Below are 19,418 nucleotides of genomic sequence, written 5' to 3' on the forward strand. Positions count from 1 at the left end.
TAAGGGAACGATGCTCTGGGACAGCTTCTACCGCGGGAAGTTGCGCATGGGCGTGCTCGCCTTTTCGCCACGCTTTCCGTGAAAGACAGCCTCGTCCACAGCACATTCGAAGCCCGGCGCGATCTCGTCCGCCACTTGCCGTGCCAGCACGTTCGGTTCGGGATTGGAGAGCGCATCGACATAACCGGCAATGCAGCCGATGCCATCAGCCTGCGCCACCTTCGAGACGACCAGAACCTGGCCTCGCAGTGCCTTGGTCGGCATGCCGGTGTCCGGATCGGAATTTTCGATGAACCAGCGCAGGATCGTTGCCACCGGCACGTCCCCATCAATACGCCATTCGATTTTCCTGCCGACATGGTTGAACGGTCCGAACGTCTCGAAAGCGCCCTCCGTATAGGCCTTGCCGAGCTTGCCGAAGAACACGCTCTGGCGCAGGTCGCCTTCCTTGAAGGTGACCGGATAATCCTCGAGCCCCTTGCACAGGAGCGTGATGCCGCCGCCTTCCTCTTTCTCCGGGCCGATCGTCTTGCAGTGATCGGTATCGAGATCGGTATAGGTGCTTTCGTTCGCCAGTGCGGGCGAGGTCCCTGTCAGGAGCAGGGAAGCAATCAGGAAGAAGCGTGTGCGCATGCCGGGTTCCTCAAGACTGACGGTCTCGCCATCGGTTCCCTGATGACGTATCGCGATAACAGCTTATTCGCCGAAACATCCCATTTTCGGGCCTCCGGCGAAAGTCATGTTGCATCGCGTTATTTTTCCCGTTATCGGGGACGCCAGCCAATCACCAGACCCTTGGGGGAACAAATGCGTATCGATGCAATTTCCACCGGCAAAAATCCGCCGGAAGATGTCAACGTCATCGTCGAGGTTCCGGTTGGCGGTCATCCGATCAAGTACGAGATGGACAAGGACGCCGGCACCCTCGTCGTCGACCGCTTCCTCTACACGCCGATGACCTATCCGGGCAATTACGGCTTCGTGCCGCATACGCTTTCGGAAGACGGCGATCCGATCGACGTTCTGATCGCCTCGACCCGTCCGCTGGTTCCCGGCTGTGTCATCAATGTGCGCCCGATCGGCGTGATGATGATGGAAGACAATTCCGGCAAGGACGAGAAGATCGTCGCCGTGCCGAACTATCACCTGACCAAGCGCTATGACAAGGTCAAGGAATATACCGACCTGCCGGAAATCACCCTGCAGCAGATCGAGCACTTCTTCGAGCACTACAAGGATCTGGAGCCCGGCAAGTGGGTGAAGATCTATGGCTGGAAGGATTCCACCATCGCCCAGCAGCTGATCGTCGAGGCGATCGAGCGCGCCAAGGCTGGCAAGTAATTTCCGCCTCGGTCTTGCGGCCGGCGCAGATCAATAAAAAACCTCCGGATTGTCGCGATCCGGAGGTTTTTTATTGAGAATTCAGGAGCTTCGTGCAGGCCGAATTAGCTCAGCAGCGCTGCGGCGACCGTCGTGTTGAGCAGATACCAGATGAAATAGAGGATCACCAACACCACCAGCGGCGACAGGTCCACGCCGCCCATGTCCGGCAGCACGCGGCGGATCGGACGGTAGAGTGGCTCGGTCAACTGATAAAGCGAGCGGCCGATCATGTTGATCGCCTGGTTGTTCACGTTGATCACGTTGAACGCGTAGAGCCAGGAGAAGATCGCCGAAGCAATGATCAGAAACCACGCAATGTTGATGATGAAATTCAGGGTCGCAATGACAGCAAGCATGCCGGTCTCCAATTCGTTGTTGACAGACATGTAGACATTGACGACTTAACCGGCAAGTCCGTGCTTTGCGCCGGGCGGAAACATGTTTAATACGGCGGCCCGACACAGTGTCCGCCTACCGAAAGATCGCAGCATGTCCGTCATTCAGAGTGCCGACCGGTTCGCCGCCTTTCGGCATGTGTCCTACGAGCGGTTCTTCTTCGCGCGGTTCCTTGCCTCCTTCGCCATCCAGATCATCAGCGTGTCCGTCGGCTGGCAGATGTACGAGCAGACGCAGAACACGCTTTATCTCGGCCTGATCGGCCTTTTCCAGTTTCTGCCGTCGCTGCTGCTGATCCTGGTTACCGGATCGGTCGCCGACCGGCATTCGCGGCGCATGATCGTGTCGATCTGCATGATCATCAGCGCGCTTTGCGCCGCGGCCCTTCTGGGCCTGACGATCGCCGACGCCTTCTCGCCCTGGCCGGTCTTTGCCATTCTCGTCGTGTTCGGCATCGAGCGCGCCTTCATGGCGCCGGCGGTGCAGTCGCTCGCCCCCAATCTGGTGCCGGCCCGCGACCTGTCGAACGCGATTGCCTGGAATTCCTCGTCCTGGCAGACGGCGGCCATCCTCGGCCCGGTCGCCGGCGGCCTGCTTTACGGGCTCGGCGCGGTCGTTGCCTATTCGGTGGCGCTCGGCTTCCTCATCCTGTCGACCGTTCTCGTCGGCATGATCGAAAAACCGGCGCAGCACAGCCTCAGCGAACCGCGTGACTGGACCTCCGTCTTGGCTGGCTTCCGGTTCATCCGCTCCGAAAAGGTTGTGCTCGGCGCCATTTCGCTCGATCTCTTCGCGGTCCTGCTCGGCGGCGCCGTGGCACTGATGCCGGTCTTCGCCAGCGAAATCCTCGTTCTCGGCCCGCTCGGCCTCGGCCTGTTGCGCGCCGCGCCCGGCATCGGCGCCATCGCCGTGGCGATCACGCTTGCCGCCTATCCGATCCGTCACAATGCCGGCGTGCTGATGTTTGCCGGTGTTGCGCTGTTCGGCATCGGCACGGTGATCTTCGGCCTGTCGGATGTCGCCTGGCTGTCGATCGCGGCGCTGATGCTGATGGGCGGTTCGGACATGATCTCGGTCTATGTCCGCGAAACGCTGATCGCGCTGTGGACGCCGGATGCCGTTCGCGGCCGCGTCAACGCCGTCAACATGGTGTTCGTCGGCGCTTCCAACGAGCTTGGCGAATTCCGCGCGGGCACGATGGCGCATGTCATCGGCGCGGTCCCGGCCGTGGTCGTCGGCGGTGTCGGCACGCTCGCCGTCGCCGTGATCTGGGCTCTGGGTTTCCCGCAGTTGCGCAAGATCGATTCGCTGGATGCGCCGGGGGAGAAGGGGTGAGGAGCTTTCAGGCTTCCGATGACGGGAGCCTGAACCCTGCATCAGTCAAGCCAGCTTTCCAGGTCGCGGGCACCATAAACAATGGCGACCACGAAGATGCCATAAGGCATCGGTTCATAAATCGTAATGTAGCGTCCTTCAATCAGAATCCGGGCCGTGGGACTAAGTTCGGGCCGTGGCGAGCCCATATTCGGATGCCGCGCAGCCAATTCGGCCTTGTCCATTATACGCCGCAACAGCGCATCCGCTGCTCGCTCATTGTCGGGCGCAATCGCGCGCCAGATATTACGCAGATCTTCTTCTGCACGCGGGCTGAGAATGTATTTAGCCACGCTTGCGGGCTTCCGCTTTCAATTCCGCCAGAAGCCCGTCGGCGCTGATCTCGCGGCCTTCGCCGCTGGCCATGCCTTCGTCATAGGCCTTTTTCAGTCGCGCCAGCTCCAGTTCGCGGACCTCCTCACGCTGTTCCCATAGACGCAGCGCATCGCGCACGACTTCGCTGTTGGAGGCATAGCTGCCTTTTTCAACGGCGCTCTGCATCATCTCCGCCTGGCGCGGTGTCAGGGATACGGTAAGGGTGCGCATATTCGTGGCCTTCATGACGACTATTCTAGCATGGCTTCATAAAGGCTAACAATCTTTGTTGGGCGTTCAAGACCCTTGACGAAATCAGGCAATCACCGTCTCGCCCTGCCGCTGAAAGATATGCGTCAGAAAACGGTCCATCCATGCGCGCAGAGGTGCGTCGTAATCCATGCGGCCTTCAAGATGGGCGCGGCCGATCTGGGCGCCGGGAAGGTCGAAGCGGTGGGCGCCGTGGACGACCCAGCGGTGCATCATCACCCGCGTCAATTCGCCGTGAAACTGGATGCCCCAGGCATTTTCGCCGTAGCGGAAGGCCTGGTTGGGATAAGTACTGCCGGCGGCGAGCAGTTCGGCGCCTCTCGGCAGGTCGAAACCCTCGCGATGGAACTGGTAGACCATGGAAGGCCAATCCATCAGCGCGCGGCCTTTCTCGGTCGTGTGCAGCGGATACCAGCCGATCTCCGTCATACCCTCGCGATGCGGGGCGACGAGACCGCCGAGATGCCGGACCAGCATCTGCGCGCCGAGGCAGATGCCGAGGAAAGGCTTGTTTTCGCTGAGCGGTACGGACAGCCAGTCGATCTCGCGGCGGATATAGTCCTCGTCGTCATTGGCGCTCATCGGGCCACCGAAGACGATGGCGCCGGCATGTTTTTCCAACGTCCTCGGCAGGGGATCGCCGAGCACGGGGCGGCGGATATCGAGGCTGAACCCTTTTTCAAGCAGGATCTGGCCGACACGGCCAGGGCTCGAACGTTCCTGATGCAGGATGATCAGGACGGGATTTTCGGTCTTGCGGGTATAGAACATGCGGTCGTCGAAAAGCATGTCATTTTTCCTGTTCGGCGGCCGTCTCCTCCACCACGTCCAGTTTCGCGGCCGCCTCCTGCCGCTTGATGATCCTGTCCCGTCCGGAAACGCCCAGAAGGTCGGCGATGCGCCAGATGACATGATCCTCCATCTCGCTGCGCTTGCCATCGGCATAGACAATCTCCCACAGCATGCCGACCAGGTCTATCCGCTGTTCCTCGGTAAAATGCCGCTTGATGTCGGACGTGAACCGGAAGAAGTCGATCGCCTGGCTTTCGGCCGTCTCGCCGGCGGCAATCAGCGCATCCAACGCCGCGTCGTCGAGCTTGTAATGCTCCTTGATCATGGAGCGCACCTTGCGGCGCTCCTTTTCGTGAATCTCGCCATCCGCCTCCATCACCTGGATGCAGAGCGCCATGATGGCGATGCGGGGATCGCCGGGCTCGATCGAGGGGCCGTCGCCGGTCAGGCTGTCGAGGAAGCTGCGAAATCGTTCAAACATGTGCGTCCGTTAAAAATCGGGGTCGGTTTTCAGAACAAGCGGAAGGTGGTTTTTTCCAGAGGCTTGGCGCTATCGTTGCGCACGCCCGGATCATCCGGTGGCCGGCCGAAGAAAGGCTCGACCACGGGTTCCTCGGTTTTTGCCGGCGCGGGTTTCGTCTCGGTTTTCACCGTCTCGGGCACGATGACCGATTCGGTGGGAACCGGCACGGCGATCGTCTTGACGGCGGGTTGTTCCACGATCTCCTCGACCTTCACCGGTGCGGTGGCCTTGACCGGGGTCTCGACCACCTTTTCAACCGGCTTCTGGACCGGCTCATCGCGGTGATGGGCGATGGCGACGGGCGGCAGGCTGCGGATGGCTTCGTCGGCCATATCGACATTGCCATCCTCGACCGGACCGGCAATCTGTGCCACCGGCATCTTCCATTCAAAGGCATCGAGCTTTCCGCTGACCGGCGAGACCGGCAACCATTCCGGCGCGGTGACGCCGTCGGCGGTCCAGGCCGGATCGCGCGGGCTTTTCAGAGCCTGGTTCATCCAGTGGCGAATGCGGCCGTCATCACCGGTATCGGCCTCCTCGATATCGGCGAGCAGCAGGAAGATGCCTTCACTCGGCTGGATGCGAGCGGCGGCTTCCGCCTTGGCGCGGGCGAGCTGCAGTTCACGGGCCTCCAGCGCGCTTTCCGCAACGGTTGCGAGCGAAACGACATTGTTCGGCTTCAGGGCCTCCAGCTTGTTGGCGCGCTTCAACCGGTCGATGGCCGAATCGCCGCTGCGGGCGCGGACATAGACTCGCGCCACTTCCGGGTGCGGCTCATGCTTCCAGAGCTTTTCGAGGATGGAGGCGGCCTTGCGCAGATTGTCCTCGCGAAACAGCGCCTTGGCGGCGATGAGCCCGGCCGGCACGAGCGTTTCGGACAGTTTGAGGGCGGCCTGTGCGTCGTCGCGGGCGCCCTTCGGGTCCGATTCGAGCTTTTCAGCGGCGCGGGCTGTGAGCAGCACGGCTTTCTTGCGGTCGGCTTCCTTGCGGTCGATGACATGGGCGGCGCGGCTCTGGTCAAGCAAGCGGATCGCCTCGTCCCATTGGCCGGTCTGGCTGCGGTAATCGAGGGCCGCGAGCGTCGCCCAGGGCAGGTGCGGGGCCTTGTCGGCGGCACGTTCGGCATATTGGCGGGCGGCTTCGTTGGCGCCGAGACGCTTGGCCTCGAGATAAAGGCCGCGCAGGCCGAGTTCCCGCGTTTCGGGATCGTCCGCCATCAGTTCGAACTTCTTGCGCGCATCGTCGTATTTGCCCTCGATCAGCGCCGTCTGGGCTTCGAGAAGGTGGATCAGCGGTTCCTGGTCGGCGCTCAAAAGGCCGTGGGTGCGCGCCGTCATCTTGCGGGCCAGCGCCGAATCGCCGGCGCCGGCGGCGATCAGGCCGGTCGACAGCGCCTGGTAGCCACGGTCGCGCTTGCGGGCGCGGAAATAGCGGGAGATCGAGTGCGGCGACAGCCAGACAACACGCACCAGCCAGACGACGATCAGGATGGCTGATATCAGCGAGGCGAGAAGCGTCGCGGCGACCATCAGGCTCATCTCGATGCGCTGTCCCTGCCAGATCAGCGACAATTCGCCCGGCCTGTCCGCCAGCCAGGCAAAGCCTGCGCCGAGAGCCAGAACAATGAGGATGAAGAACAGAATGCGGATCATGAAGTCTTCCTTAGCCCTGGTTGGCCGTCACGGCACCGGAAACGGCGGCGTCGATCAGTCCCTCGACCCGGATGCGCTGGTCGAGCCTGGTCTTGAAATCGGCGCCAGCTGTCTTTGCCGGTTCCGGTAGGGCATCCCATTCGAGGCTCGCGCTCTTGAGATCGCCATTCACCAGCTTGTCCTCAATACGCGCAATAACGGCTTCCGGTCCTTCACCCTCGACGCTGCCGACGGGGCGGACCCGGATCGCGGAGGAAGCGCTGTCCATCAGCCGGGAGAAGACGCCCTGGTTGGGATCGTTATGCTCAGTGGCTTCGAGCATGGCATCGGCCGTTGCCGAGAAGTCGCGGGTCAGGTCGGCGCGGGGTGCTACCCCGATGGCCGCATCCTTGGCGAGGCCGGTGACCGCCGGATCGGTGGCGGCGATGCTTTTCAGGGCGTCGAGTTCGGCCAGGAACGGACCACCCCGGTCGATCGCCGTCTTCAAAGCCGTCACGGCGATGGCGCGGGCCAGCTGTAGGTCGCTCGCCGGTTCATCGATCTTCTTTTCGGCGGCGTCGATGCGGGTCGAGAGTTCTGTTTTCGCGGCCTCGGTCGATTGTTGTGCGTCGGCGAGTGCCGATTTCAAGCTGGCGATCTCGCCGGTCAGGTTGGTGATCTGAGCTTCGAGACCGGAAACATCGGCGGCCGTGCCGGTGCCGGCTTCCGACGCAGTCTTTTCCAAGGCCGCGAGGCGGGTTTCCAGCGGGCCGAGATCGGCGGTCTGGGATGAGGGCGCTGCCGCCAGCTGCGCCTTGATCGATTCAATATCGGCCGACAGGCTTTGCTCGATGGTGCTGTTATCCGTTGCCGGGCCAAGCGCCGGCAGGACGCCGGCATATTGCAGGCCGCCAGCGGCAAGAAGGGCGATCAGGCCGCCGAGAATGCCGGCGGCCAGCGGTCCGGCATTGGACGGACGCTGGTAGGATGGCGGTGCGGCGGCGGTAGGCTGTTCCGTGTAGGTGGTCGCCGCCGGCTCTTCGGCAAAGGCGGCGGCGGCCGCTTCGGCGCGAGCATCCTCGTCAACGGGCGCGGCCGCTTCCACGGGTTCTTCGGTGTTCACCGGTTCTTCGGCGTCCACCGGGCGTGCATCTTCGGCAGCCTGTACCACAGCCTCGTGCTCAACCTTCGGGCCGTCCGTCGCGGTGTCATCCGCCGGGGCCGCATTGGCTTCCAGATCGATCGTCAAAGGTTCCTGATCGGACTTCGAGCGGCGCGGAGGATTTTCCGGTCCCATGATGATCTCTTTCCGTTATCGCATGAACTCAGGCACTGATCTTAAACCTAGACACGGACTTGGGATAGGGAAAGCCCCCAAGCGACAATTCCTTGACTGCGCGATGACGCGTCCTGGCAAAGGGACGGCTCGATGGCGGGTTCAGAGAAGCGCCAGCAGGCTGTCTTCGCTGGGCGTTGCGGCGATGGCCGTCTGGCCCAACCCGTTCGGCATGGCGTCCGCGACCTGGCTACTCATGCACAACAGGCGGATATTCCTGAGATCGTTGAGCATCGACGCGGGCACGAGCCGGAAGAATCGCCGCACGGTTTCCTGCGAATAGAACAGGACGGCCAGCGGCTTTAAAGCCAGCCGAGCCTTGATGTCGTCTGGCCGGTACTCGATCGGCTGCATGCGGTAGACCTCCGCAACCCGACAAGCGATCCCGACCTGCGCAAGTGCGTTTTCGAAATGCGGCGAGCGAGGTTGGCCGGCGAGGTAGAGAAGCCCGGCTCCGTCACGTGTCGCCGAGGCGCGGATGATCAGGTCGGCAAGGCTGGCGCCGGTCCCGGTGCCGGCGATGACGGATTGGAATCCGGATCTCCGAGCAATGTCGGCGGTGGCTGCGCCGACGCAATAGATGGGTGTCGTCAGGTGCGGCGTCAGGTCGCTGCCCAGGCCGGCAGCCAAGGCCCGGATCGCCTCGGCGCTGGTGACGGCAAGGGCCGTGTGCGGCTGCGCCAACGCATCCATTGCCGCCTTTGGGTCATGGATCGCCTGCATCAGCGGCAGGAGAATGGCCTCGTGTCCCAGTGCCTCCAGTCTTGCCGCCGTTGCCGCCGCCGCCGGTTGCGGCCGGGTGACGAGGACGCGCATCTTTCAGGTCCAGCTCGAAAAGAAATCCGGTCCCGCGTCGATGCGGATGTCGTTGCCGGCCCGGGCGCCGAGCTGTTCGGCATCGGATGCCTTGCCCTCGGTCGCGACGCGGAAAGATTGGCTGCCGTCCGGGGTCAGGATCATGCCGGAAAAGCGGAGGGCTTCGCCATCCGATATCGCGTAACCCGCGATCGGCGTGCGACAGGAACCGTCGAGCGTGGCGAGGAAGGCGCGCTCACAGGTCACCGCCTCATGGGTGCGGATGTCGTTGATGGCTTCGAGCAGCGCATTGACCTTCTCGTCGCCGATCCGGCTTTCGATGCAGATCGCACCCTGCGCTGGTGCGGGCGGGAAGATTTCGGGGTCGAGCAGTTCGGTCGGCACATCGTCCTTGCCGAGGCGCTTGAGGCCCGCAAAGGCCAGCAGTGTCGCATCCACCTGCCCTTCCGCCAGCTTGCGTAGCCGTGTATCGACCTGCCCGCGAAAGATGACGACCTCGATATCCGGGCGCAGCCGCTTGATCAGCGCCTGGCGACGCAGCGACGACGATCCGATCGTGGCACCCTGCGGCAGGTCGAGCAATTTCGCGGCCGTGCGCCCGACGAAGGCATCGCGGGCATCTTCGCGCGGCAGGTAGGCGGACAGAAACAGTCCATCAGGCAGTTTCGTCGGCATGTCCTTGGAGGAATGCACGGCGAAATCGAGCCCACCGGAGGTCAGCATGTCCTCCAGTTCCTCGGTGAAAAGACCCTTGCCACCGATCTCGGACAGCGAGCGATCGGTGATCCGGTCGCCCATGGTGGAGAGCACGACGATCTCGAACATTTCGGCCGGCAGGCCATGCGCCGCCATCAGGCGGTCCCGCGTTTCGTGGGCCTGCGCCAATGCTAAGGGACTGCCCCGCGTGCCGATCCGGAAAGGTTTTGTTTGCATCCACTGCGATCCGTTGTTACCGGAGTTTCCTGTACGTAGAGTTCCTGTATCCGCCTTTCCCCGCGACCGCAATATTCGAGTAAACCGCCCCATGTCCGCCCGCCTGTGCATTCTCGGCATCGAAACAAGCTGCGATGAGACCGCCGCTTCGGTGGTGCTGCGCGACGAGGACGGCCGTGGCGAAATCCTTGGCGACGTGGTGTTGAGCCAGTTGGAGGAGCACAGCGTCTATGGTGGCGTCGTGCCCGAAATCGCGGCGCGCGCCCATGTCGAGGCGCTCGATACGCTGATCGAGGAAGCGCTTGTGCGGGCCGGCGTCACGCTGTCGCAGGTCGACGCCATCGCTGCCACCAGTGGCCCCGGGCTGATCGGTGGCCTGCTGGTCGGCCTGATGACCGGCAAGGCGATGGCGCGCGCCAGCGGCAAGCCGCTCTATGCGGTCAACCACCTAGAGGGCCATGCGCTGACGGCGCGGCTGACGGACGGGCTGGCCTTTCCCTATCTCATGCTGCTTGTCTCGGGTGGCCATACCCAGCTGATCCTGGTGAAGGGTGTCGGCGAATACGAGCGGTGGGGCACGACGATCGACGATGCGCTCGGCGAAGCCTTCGACAAGACGGCAAAGCTGCTCGGCCTGCCCTATCCCGGCGGCCCGGCCGTCGAGCGTGCGGCAAAAAGCGGCAACCCGGATCGTTTCGCTTTTCCACGGCCGCTGGTCGGCGAGGCGCGGCTGGATTTTTCATTTTCCGGCCTGAAGACGGCCGTCCGGCAGGCGGCGCAGTCGATCGCACCCGTCACCGAACAGGATATCGCCGATATCTGCGCCTCCTTCCAGAAGGCGATTTCGCGCACGTTGAAGGACCGGATCGGTCGGGGGCTGGCGCGGTTCAAGGAACAGTTCGCCGGATCCGTCGAACATCCTGCTCTGGTCGTTGCTGGTGGTGTGGCGGCAAACCAAGTGCTGCGCGCTACCTTGCAGGAACTTTGCGATAAAAACGGGTTCCGGTTCATCGCGCCGCCGCTGCAGCTCTGCACGGACAATGCGGCGATGATCGCCTGGGCCGGTGCCGAGCGCATGGCGGCGGGTCTGCCGGCCGATGATCTCGATGTCGCGCCGCGGTCGCGCTGGCCGCTGGATGCGGATGCAAAAGCCCTGATCGGCTTCGGCAAACGGGGAGCAAAGGCTTGAGATGACAGAGATCGCGCAAACCGATCGTATCGTCGTTGTCGGTTCCGGCGCCTTCGGAACGGCGCTGGCCGCCGTCGCCGCCGCATCGGGCAAGGTGCCGGTGACGTTGCTCGCGCGGCGCGAAAGCATCGTCGAGGATTTCAAGCAGACCGGCCGCAACGACAGCGCGCTTCCGGGCATCGACCTGCCGGAAACGCTCACCGTCACCGACGACCCGACCGCGCTGGAAAGCGCCGGCATCGTGCTGTTTGCCATGCCGTCGCAGGCCCAGCGCGAGGCGGGCGTCTCGCTGCGCAGCTTCATCGGCAAGGGCGCCGACGTCGTGATCTGCGCCAAGGGCATGGAACGCGCCGGCGGCCGGTTGCTGACGGATGTGGTGGGAGAAGAGTTGCACCAGCAGAATGTCGCGGTGCTCTCCGGTCCCGGTTTCGCCGCCGATATCGCCAAGGGCCTGCCGACCGCGATGGTGATCGCGGCTGGTGACATGCAGCGGGGGTCGCGTCTTGCCGAGGCGCTGTCCGGCGCGACGTTCCGGCTTTATCCGTCGGCCGACCGGATCGGCGTGCAGTTGGGCGGCGCGCTCAAGAACGTGCTGGCGATCGCCTGCGGCATCGTCGAGGGCGCCGGTCTCGGCGATTCGGCCCGGGCGGCGCTGATCTCGCGTGGGCTTGCCGAAATGTCGCGCTTCGTCGCCGCGCGGGGCGGCGAGGCCGATACGGTGCGCGGACTGTCAGGCCTCGGCGATCTCGTCCTGACGGCGACCAGCCACCAATCGCGCAACCTGCGCTACGGGATCGCGCTCGGACGCAGCGGCAGCGCCAAGGGCCATAGCGGCGAGCTGGTGGAAGGTGCGTTCGCGGCATCGGTCGCCGCCGACGTTGCCCGTACACTTCAGATCGACATGCCGATCACCGAGGCGGTGGCCGCGATCATCGACGGAAAAATGGACGTGAGGACGGCGTTGGAACAGCTGATGTCCCGCCCCATCACCCAGGAATAATCATCAGGAGAAAATCATGCTTTTTGCCGTGTTGTGCACTGACAAGCCGAATGCCCTGCAGCTGCGGATGGATACCCGCCCGGAGCATGTCGCCTTCCTCAACGACCTCAACGCCAAGGGCGTGCTCACATTCGCTGGTCCGTTCCTCGACGATGCCGGCAAGCCGAACGGCAGCCTGGTGGTCATCAAGGCGGAAACGATCGAGGAAGCTGGCGCCATCGCCGCTGAAGACCCCTATGCCAAGGCCGGTCTGTTCGCCCATGTCGACATCAAGCCCTGGAACTGGGTCTTCAACAATCCGGAGGCTTGAGGTGGGGTACTGGCTGTACAAGTCCGAGCCGTTCAAGTGGTCCTGGGCCATGCAGAAGGATGCGGGCGAGAAGGGCACGGAATGGACCGGCGTGCGCAACTATCTGGCGCGCAACAACATGCGGGCCATGAAGATCGGCGACAAGGGCTTCTTCTACCATTCCAACGAGGGCCTGGAGATCGTCGGGATCACCGAGGTCTGCGCGCTGTCTCATCCGGATTCGACGGCTGAGGGCGATGCGAAGTGGGATTGTGTCGACATTCGCGCCGTCTGCGATCTGCCGGTGCCGGTGTCGTTGAAGGACATCAAGGCCAATCTGAAATTCGAGAAGATGGCGCTGGTGACGTCGATGCGGCTGTCGGTGCAGCCGGTGACGGAGGACGAGTATCTTGAGATCTGCCGGCTGGGTGGGTTGGAGAATCCGCCGCGGTAATCCGGTTGAACAAGCCCCTCATCCGCCCCTCCTTGTCTACGAAGGATGGCGGCCACCTTCTCCCCGTTTTGACGGGGAAAAGGGACAGGCGACTGGCTCTGTCTCCCTCTTCTCCCTATCGGGGAGAAGTGCCGAACGAAGTGAGGCGATGAGGGGGGTGACGGCGGAGCCGGCACCATACCCGACGCTGAAGGTAGCCTTCGGCCCCCCTCATCCGGCGCTACGCGCCACCTTTTCCCCGATGGGGAGAAGAGGAGCAACCGGAACTCCCAACCATGAAAACCGATCCCCAAACCTTCATACGCGCCAATACGGATATCATGGCGCCGCCGCATGTGCCGGAGATCCGATTGCATCTGGCTGGCGAAGCGCACGAGCTTTGGTTGAAGACGGAGGAGGAACTGGAGGAGATCGGGCTGCCGCCGCCGTTCTGGGCCTTTGCCTGGGCGGGCGGGCAGGGGCTGGCGCGGCACGTGCTGGATCATCCGGAGCTTGTGGCCGGCAAGCGGGTGATCGATTTTGCCTCAGGCTCCGGGCTGGTGGCGATCGCGGCGATGAAGGCGGGGGCGGCCGACGTGCTGGCGGTCGATATCGACCCGTGGACCGGAATGGCCATCCGGCTCAATGCGGAACTCAACGGCGTGGATGTTGTTTCGTCGGCTAAGGATATTATCGGCAATAGGCGCGAGGCGGATGTCTATCTTGCCGGTGATGTCTTCTACGACAAGGCGTTTGCCGACAGGCTGATCCCGTGGTTTTCAGCGCTTGTAGGCGAAGGGGCCGATGTTCTCGTCGGCGATCCCGGCCGCGCCTACTGCCCGCGCAGACGGCTGGACATGCTGGCGACCTATCAGGTGCCCGTCACCCGGGCACTGGAGGACAGCGAGGTCAAGAAGACCAATGTCTGGCGCTTTGCCGCCCCGCCCGTCAGCGGCGGATGACGCAGACGCCGGATTCCCAGGAGCAGGCCCGTCCCGCGCTCGATGGGTTCACATGGATGATCTTGGCCCGATGGCCGCGATAGCCATTATTGTCCTCGTATGGCTGGTATCCGTGGTCATAGCCGTAGCGCTCGGAGCTGAAATAGGTGCCGTTGCCCGGCTCGCGCCAGGCTGACAGTCCGCCGAGATAGGCGCCACCCGTCCCCTCGCGATAGGCGGGTTCCCAGTAGTTCCGGTTATCGCCGCGATATTGGCGCGGAATGATCCGACGGTTAGGGCGGCGATCGGGCGAAAACCGCGTCTCGCCGTACCGATACTCGCCACGACGATGATAGTCGGTGCGTCCGACCAGCCGGTATTCGCCCTTCCGCTTGACGTGGCGACGGTCGCGGCGATCGTGATGATGGCGATGCCCGGCGGTGACGCCCGACAGCGTCTCGGTACGGTCGCGATGCTGCTGGGCATGATGCTGCGGCCGCCGGTGATGATTGCGGTCCCCATGACGGTCGCGGGCGTCCGCGAATCCTGTCAGCGAGACGACCAAGGCAAGTGCGGTGATCGAGACTTTCGTCGCATTGAGCAAGGTGAATGCACGCATGTCGCGGCTCCTCCGGATAACTCTTAACAAATCCTTAAGAAGCAATCTGAGGCAACGGCGCGCAAAAGTCACGATTTTCGTCGATTTTTCCGGTTCTATCGTTAACGCGGCAAAGTTTTCCGCGGTCGCGATGCCATAGTTTCGTCTAATCGATTAAAATCATTTTGCACTGCAAACACACTTGTCGTTCATGAATATGGTGATTAAACGTCGGCAGACTGAATTGTGCACAATCAGGTGCAATACCGGAGAAAAATAGTCCAGTTTCTGGACGTTCGACCGGTTCTTCCGTGAGGTTCAGATGACGAATGTCACCAAAAGCCGGCCGCTCTCGCCGCATCTGCAAATCTATAAATTCGTGCCGACGATGGCCATGTCCATCCTGCACCGCATCACCGGCGCGGCGCTCTATGTCGGCACCATCCTCGTTGCGGCCTGGCTGATCGCAGCCGCCTCCGGCGCCGAGCATTTCGACCGGGTCAACTGGCTGTTCGGCAGCATTATCGGCCAGCTGGTGCTGATCGGCTATACCTGGGCGCTTATCCACCACCTTATCGGCGGCTTGCGCCATATCCTGTGGGATGTGGGAATGGGCTACGAAAAGCATTTCGCCAACAGGCTGGCGGTCGCCAATCTCGTTGCCTCGGTCGTCCTGACGCTGCTCGTCTGGGCAGCCGTGTTCTTGTTCGTTTAAGGAATTCTGCTGATGGATATGCGCACGCCACTGGGCAAGGTTCGCGGGCTCGGCTCGGCCAAATCCGGCACCGAGCATTTCTGGCGCGTCCGTACGACGTCGCTGGCGCTGGTGCCGCTCATCCTTTTCTACGTGGTTTTCCTGATCTGCTATGCCGGCCGGCCCTATGAAGAGGTGATCGCCGCGCTTGCCAATCCCTTCGTCTCGGTGATCACCGTGCTCACCATCCTTGCCGGCATCATCCACATGAAGCTCGGCATGGAAGAGATCATCCAGGACTATTTCCATTCCGAAGGCCTGAAGCTTTCGCTTCTCGTCCTCAATAGTTTCTTTTCCTACATCGTCGGCGGCCTCTGTCTGCTTGCCGCTCTGAAGATTGCATTCGCGGGATAATCAGATGGCAACCAACAGTTCACCCGCTCAAACCGGCAAGGCCTATACCTATGTCGATCATTCCTTCGACGTCGTCGTCGTCGGCGCCGGTGGCGCTGGCCTGCGCGCCGCGCTCGGCATGGCCGAACAGGGCTTCAAGACGGCTTGCGTGACCAAGGTCTTCCCGACGCGCTCGCATACGGTGGCCGCGCAAGGCGGCATCGCAGCCTCGCTGCAGAACATGACGCCGGACAGTTGGCAGTGGCATCTCTACGACACGGTCAAGGGTTCCGACTGGCTCGGCGATGTCGATGCCATGCAGTATCTCGCCATGGAAGCGCCGAAGGCCGTCTACGAGCTTGAGCATTACGGCGTGCCCTTCTCGCGCAATGCGGAAGGCAAGATCTACCAGCGGCCGTTCGGCGGCCATATGCAGAATTACGGCGAAGGCCCGCCGGTGCAGCGCACTTGCGCCGCCGCCGACCGCACCGGCCATGCCATCCTGCACACGCTCTACGGCCAGTCGCTGAAGCACAATGCCGAATTCTTTATCGAATATTTCGCGCTCGACCTGATGATGTCGGACGATGGCAGCCGCTGCACCGGCGTGGTTGCCTGGAACCTCGACGACGGCACGATCCACCGCTTCGCCGCCAAGATGGTGGTGCTGGCGACAGGCGGCTATGGCCGCGCCTATTTCTCGGCGACCTCCGCCCATACCTGCACCGGCGACGGCGGCGGAATGATCGCGCGCGCCGGCCTGCCGCTCCAGGACATGGAATTCGTGCAGTTCCATCCGACCGGCATCTATGGCGCCGGCTGCCTGATCACCGAGGGTGCGCGCGGGGAGGGCGGCTATCTCGTCAATTCCGAGGGCGAGCGCTTCATGGAGCGCTATGCGCCCTCCGCCAAGGACCTTGCCTCGCGCGACGTGGTGTCCCGCTGCATGACGCTGGAAATCCGCGAGGGACGCGGCGTCGGCAAGAACAAGGACCATATCTTCCTGCATCTCGACCATCTCGATCCGGCCGTTCTGCACGAGCGGCTGCCGGGGATTTCCGAGAGCGCCAAGATCTTTGCCGGCGTCGACGTGACGCGCGAGCCGATCCCGGTGCTGCCAACCGTTCACTACAACATGGGCGGCATCCCCACCAATTACTGGGGCGAGGTCTTGAATGCCGACAGCGCCAATCCCGAGCGGATCATTCCGGGCCTGATGGCCGTGGGTGAGGCCGGCTGTGCCTCGGTGCACGGCGCCAACCGGCTGGGCTCCAATTCGCTGATCGACCTCGTGGTCTTCGGCCGCGCTGCCGCCATCCGCGCCGGCGAGGTCATCGACCGGGCGTCATCCATCCCGCCGGTCAACGAAAAGGCCAGCGAGAAGATCATGGCGCGCTTCGACAAGCTGCGCCATGCCAATGGCCAGACGCCGACAGCTGTGCTGCGCGAAAAGATGCAACGCACCATGCAGGAGGACGCCGCCGTGTTCCGCGCGCAGGAATCGCTGGAAAGCGGCTGCAAGCGGATGAGCGCGATCTGGCAGGAACTGCCCGACATCAAGGTCACCGACCGCTCGATGATCTGGAATTCCGATCTGGTGGAAACGCTGGAACTGGAAAACCTGATGGCCAATGCCATCACCACGGTCTACGGCGCCGAGGCCCGCAAGGAAAGCCGCGGCAGCCATGCGCGCGAAGACTATGTCGACGGCCCCTTTGCCGGCCGTGACGACGTCAACTGGCGCAAGCACACGCTCTCCTGGGTGAACGAGGCGGGCGAGGTGACACTCGACTACCGGCCGGTGCATACGCAACTGCTGGCCGAGGGCATCGATCCGTACAAGATCGAGCCGAAGGCGCGTGTGTATTGACGGGAGACATGCGATAATGGCGGGGAAAGGGTTCGCCATGAACATGATGGGACACAATAGAAGGCTGCCGAGATCCATGTATGCGATCACCTTCGATCTGGACACTGACACTCTGAAGAAGAGCTATCACAATCAGTCGTGGCAAAATGCCTACAACGACATTGCCAAGTTTCTTCGCGGGCAAGGCTTCGACCGTCAGCAGGGCAGCGTCTATTTTGGTGACGAGACGATCGATAGTGTAAAGTGTCAGATTGCGGTTCAGCGACTTACACTTGAATATGACTGGTTCGCACCTTCGGTCACCGATATCCGCATGTTGCGTATTGAAGACAACAATGATCTGACGCCGGCGATCGAGTTGGCACTTATGGCAAAAGGCATGGGCCGATAATGGTTGAACTCGCTCTCCCCAAGAATTCGCAGATGACCGAAGGCAAGGTCTGGCCGAAGCCGGCCGGGGCCGCCAATACCCGCGAATTGCGCATCTATCGCTGGAGCCCGGATGACGGCAAGAATCCGTCGATCGACACATTCTATATCGATGTCGACGATTGCGGCCCGATGGTGCTCGACGCGCTGCTCTATATCAAGAACAAGATCGACCCGACGCTGACCTTGCGCCGCTCCTGCCGCGAGGGCATTTGCGGCTCCTGCGCCATGAATATCGACGGCACCAACACGCTGGCCTGCACCAAGGGTATGGACGACGTGAAGGGGACGGTGAAGGTTTATCCGCTGCCGCATATGCCTGTCGTCAAGGACCTGGTGCCGGACCTCACCAATTTCTACGCCCAGCACCGCTCGATCGAGCCCTGGCTGAAGACCGTTTCGCCGACGCCGGCCAAGGAATGGAAGCAGAGCCATGAGGACCGGCAGAAGCTCGACGGCCTCTACGAGTGCATCCTCTGCGCCTGCTGTTCCGCCTCCTGCCCGAGCTACTGGTGGAACGGCGACCGCTATCTCGGCCCGGCCGTTCTGCTCCAGGCCTATCGCTGGCTGATCGATAGCCGCGATGAAGCCAAGGGGGAGCGTCTCGACGACCTCGAGGATCCCTTCCGTCTCTATCGCTGCCACACGATCATGAACTGCGCCCAGACCTGTCCCAAGGGTTTGAACCCGGCCAAGGCGATCGGCGAAATCAAGAAGATGATGGTCGAGCGGCGGGTCTAGTTTTCGAGGCGCCATCGCATGCAACATTGGGTGCGGCTACACCCCCCCCTGTCCCTCCGGGACATCTCCCCCCCTCAAGGGCAGGGCAATCGCATATGGAAAAGTCCCCTCCCCAACCCCTCCCCACAAGGGGGAGGGGCTTAACCCGCCGCTCTGTCAGTGATTTGAAGCGAGGGCCAACGGCTGGGTCTCTCCCCCCTTGTGGGGGAGATGGCCGACAGGCCAGAGGGGGTCTTTTTCCATATGCGATAGCCCTGCCCTTGCGGGGGCGATGTGGGCGTTGCCGACAGAGGGGGGTGCTGCCGCACTTACCGATCCAGCCAGCAGGGCATAAACTCTCCCCGGCAACCTCCCGGCGCAGAAACCTAAGCGTTTCAATCATGCCACAGTCCCAAAGAATCATTGCCATCTTGAATTTAAAGTTAGTTTTAAGCTAATTCCGCCTATATTCCCCTGAACAACGCCATGAACGCTAATAGCAGAGACGATCGGGAGCTTTAGACATGCGGACAATACATGCGGTTGCGGGACTGGCCGTGGTGCTGGCGGTGGCTGGATGTCAGCGGACGTCCATGACCGATTTCGGCGGAAATTCCATGCAGCCGGCGCCCTTGCAGGCACAGCCGGTGCCGACGGTTCAATCCAACCAGCTTTCCGCCCCGACCGGCGATACCTCGCAGTTTCCGGCTGCACCCGTCAGCGGCACGGCCGCGGTCGGTGGCGTGCAGACCCCGGGAACGGGCACCGAGGTCGCGGCCGCGACCAATGCGCTCGATGTCACCAAGGAATCGATGGTCGGCAACTGGCGCGTCTCGAATGCCGGCGCCTCCTGCGACATGTTCCTGACGCTCACCAATCTCGGCAGCGGTTCGCGTGGCGGTACGCGCGGCTGCGCCGGCGAGTTGACGACCATGGGCTCGTGGGAAGTGGCCGGCAAGCAGGTCGTGCTGAAGGATCGCAACGGCAATCCGCTGGCGCGCCTGTTCAAGACGGCCGATTCGCGCTTCGACGGCTCGACCAATGGCGGCCAGCCGGTCAGCCTGAGCCGCTAACAGACCAGCCCGGCATCTGA

At 62.6% G+C, this 19,418-nt stretch carries 24 protein-coding genes; 13 read left to right on the plus strand and 11 right to left on the minus strand.

Annotated features, from left to right (window positions below):
* Positions 1-27: 27 nt before the first annotated feature.
* Complete coding sequence (locus tag ACST81_RS03660; protein ID WP_438751483.1) at positions 28-633, minus strand: hypothetical protein; 606 nt, start codon at positions 631-633, stop codon at positions 28-30.
* 174 nt (positions 634-807) lie between these two features.
* On the opposite strand from ACST81_RS03660, the gene ppa reads away from it, so the two are divergent.
* The gene (gene ppa / locus ACST81_RS03665; protein ID WP_438751484.1) at positions 808-1,341 is read left to right on the plus strand and encodes an inorganic diphosphatase; all 534 of its coding nucleotides are present in this window, start codon (positions 808-810) and stop codon (positions 1,339-1,341) included.
* 104 nt (positions 1,342-1,445) lie between these two features.
* On the opposite strand, the gene ACST81_RS03670 is transcribed toward ppa, so the two are convergent.
* Complete coding sequence (locus ACST81_RS03670; protein WP_325462859.1) at positions 1,446-1,739, minus strand: YggT family protein; 294 nt, start codon at positions 1,737-1,739, stop codon at positions 1,446-1,448.
* Positions 1,740-1,872: 133 nt separating this feature from the next.
* Between ACST81_RS03670 and ACST81_RS03675 the strand changes: the two genes are divergently transcribed.
* A complete protein-coding gene (locus tag ACST81_RS03675) occupies positions 1,873-3,114 on the plus strand; it encodes an MFS transporter (RefSeq protein ID WP_438751485.1) in 1,242 nt (413 codons plus the stop codon).
* Between the two features lie 41 nt (positions 3,115-3,155).
* Here the strand turns inward: ACST81_RS03675 and ACST81_RS03680 are convergent, their stop codons facing one another.
* The 8 genes from ACST81_RS03680 to hemC form a co-directional block, all read right to left on the minus strand.
* Entirely contained in the window at positions 3,156-3,446 is a 291-nt protein-coding gene (locus ACST81_RS03680; protein ID WP_438751486.1) for a type II toxin-antitoxin system RelE/ParE family toxin, read from the minus strand.
* Positions 3,439-3,714, minus strand: coding sequence for a type II toxin-antitoxin system ParD family antitoxin (locus tag ACST81_RS03685; RefSeq protein ID WP_438751488.1), 276 nt, complete (start codon positions 3,712-3,714; stop codon positions 3,439-3,441). Before ACST81_RS03685 ends, ACST81_RS03680 begins: the two co-directional genes overlap by 8 nt.
* A 69-nt stretch (positions 3,715-3,783) precedes the next feature.
* Positions 3,784-4,527 carry a glutamine amidotransferase gene (locus tag ACST81_RS03690; protein WP_438751489.1) on the minus strand — a complete coding sequence of 248 codons (744 nt, stop codon included), beginning with the start codon at positions 4,525-4,527 and terminating at the stop codon, positions 3,784-3,786.
* Between the two features lies 1 nt (position 4,528).
* Positions 4,529-5,011, minus strand: coding sequence for a TerB family tellurite resistance protein (locus tag ACST81_RS03695; protein ID WP_438751490.1), 483 nt, complete (start codon positions 5,009-5,011; stop codon positions 4,529-4,531).
* Between the two features lie 29 nt (positions 5,012-5,040).
* Complete coding sequence (locus ACST81_RS03700) at positions 5,041-6,705, minus strand: heme biosynthesis HemY N-terminal domain-containing protein (protein ID WP_438751492.1); 1,665 nt, start codon at positions 6,703-6,705, stop codon at positions 5,041-5,043.
* A gap of 10 nt (positions 6,706-6,715) precedes the next feature.
* Complete coding sequence (locus ACST81_RS03705) at positions 6,716-7,981, minus strand: COG4223 family protein (RefSeq protein WP_438751493.1); 1,266 nt, start codon at positions 7,979-7,981, stop codon at positions 6,716-6,718.
* Positions 7,982-8,122: 141 nt separating this feature from the next.
* Entirely contained in the window at positions 8,123-8,836 is a 714-nt protein-coding gene (locus ACST81_RS03710; RefSeq protein ID WP_438751494.1) for a uroporphyrinogen-III synthase, read from the minus strand.
* Positions 8,837-8,839: 3 nt separating this feature from the next.
* On the minus strand, positions 8,840-9,769 hold the full coding sequence (gene hemC, locus ACST81_RS03715; RefSeq protein ID WP_438751496.1) for a hydroxymethylbilane synthase: 930 nt from the start codon (positions 9,767-9,769) through the stop codon (positions 8,840-8,842).
* A 91-nt stretch (positions 9,770-9,860) separates the two neighbouring features.
* On the opposite strand from hemC, the gene tsaD reads away from it, so the two are divergent.
* From tsaD to ACST81_RS03740, 5 genes are all read left to right on the plus strand, one after another.
* A complete protein-coding gene (gene tsaD, locus ACST81_RS03720) occupies positions 9,861-10,958 on the plus strand; it encodes a tRNA (adenosine(37)-N6)-threonylcarbamoyltransferase complex transferase subunit TsaD (protein WP_438751497.1) in 1,098 nt (365 codons plus the stop codon).
* Between the two features lies 1 nt (position 10,959).
* Entirely contained in the window at positions 10,960-11,958 is a 999-nt protein-coding gene (locus tag ACST81_RS03725; RefSeq protein WP_438751498.1) for an NAD(P)H-dependent glycerol-3-phosphate dehydrogenase, read from the plus strand.
* A gap of 16 nt (positions 11,959-11,974) precedes the next feature.
* Positions 11,975-12,268, plus strand: coding sequence for a YciI-like protein (locus ACST81_RS03730; RefSeq protein WP_438751499.1), 294 nt, complete (start codon positions 11,975-11,977; stop codon positions 12,266-12,268).
* 1 nt (position 12,269) lies between these two features.
* On the plus strand, positions 12,270-12,701 hold the full coding sequence (locus ACST81_RS03735) for an EVE domain-containing protein (protein WP_438751500.1): 432 nt from the start codon (positions 12,270-12,272) through the stop codon (positions 12,699-12,701).
* Positions 12,702-12,976: 275 nt separating this feature from the next.
* The gene (locus tag ACST81_RS03740; protein ID WP_438751502.1) at positions 12,977-13,642 is read left to right on the plus strand and encodes a class I SAM-dependent methyltransferase; all 666 of its coding nucleotides are present in this window, start codon (positions 12,977-12,979) and stop codon (positions 13,640-13,642) included.
* Here ACST81_RS03740 and ACST81_RS03745 read toward each other — a convergent pair.
* Complete coding sequence (locus ACST81_RS03745) at positions 13,629-14,240, minus strand: hypothetical protein (RefSeq protein ID WP_438751503.1); 612 nt, start codon at positions 14,238-14,240, stop codon at positions 13,629-13,631. The genes ACST81_RS03740 and ACST81_RS03745 overlap by 14 nt on opposite strands.
* Positions 14,241-14,541: 301 nt before the next feature.
* Here ACST81_RS03745 and sdhC point away from each other — a divergent pair, with 301 nt between their 5' ends.
* The 6 genes from sdhC (at position 14,542) to ACST81_RS03775 (ending at position 19,398) form a co-directional block, all read left to right on the plus strand.
* Positions 14,542-14,934, plus strand: a complete 393-nt coding sequence (gene sdhC, locus ACST81_RS03750) for a succinate dehydrogenase, cytochrome b556 subunit (RefSeq protein WP_438751504.1) — start codon at positions 14,542-14,544, stop codon at positions 14,932-14,934.
* A 12-nt stretch (positions 14,935-14,946) separates the two neighbouring features.
* Positions 14,947-15,327, plus strand: coding sequence for a succinate dehydrogenase, hydrophobic membrane anchor protein (gene sdhD / locus ACST81_RS03755; protein ID WP_056329928.1), 381 nt, complete (start codon positions 14,947-14,949; stop codon positions 15,325-15,327).
* Between the two features lie 4 nt (positions 15,328-15,331).
* Positions 15,332-17,176, plus strand: a complete 1,845-nt coding sequence (gene sdhA, locus ACST81_RS03760) for a succinate dehydrogenase flavoprotein subunit (protein WP_438751505.1) — start codon at positions 15,332-15,334, stop codon at positions 17,174-17,176.
* A 76-nt stretch (positions 17,177-17,252) separates the two neighbouring features.
* Positions 17,253-17,567 carry a virulence factor gene (locus ACST81_RS03765; protein ID WP_411036416.1) on the plus strand — a complete coding sequence of 105 codons (315 nt, stop codon included), beginning with the start codon at positions 17,253-17,255 and terminating at the stop codon, positions 17,565-17,567.
* Entirely contained in the window at positions 17,567-18,346 is a 780-nt protein-coding gene (locus ACST81_RS03770) for a succinate dehydrogenase iron-sulfur subunit (RefSeq protein WP_438751507.1), read from the plus strand. The genes ACST81_RS03765 and ACST81_RS03770 overlap by 1 nt, the downstream gene beginning before the upstream one ends.
* 503 nt (positions 18,347-18,849) lie before the next feature.
* Positions 18,850-19,398, plus strand: a complete 549-nt coding sequence (locus ACST81_RS03775) for a protease inhibitor Inh/omp19 family protein (protein ID WP_438751508.1) — start codon at positions 18,850-18,852, stop codon at positions 19,396-19,398.
* Positions 19,399-19,418: the final 20 nt, after the last annotated feature.

Source organism: Pararhizobium sp. O133 (assembly GCF_051669845.1).
Taxonomy (GTDB): Bacteria; Pseudomonadota; Alphaproteobacteria; order Rhizobiales; family Rhizobiaceae; genus Pararhizobium.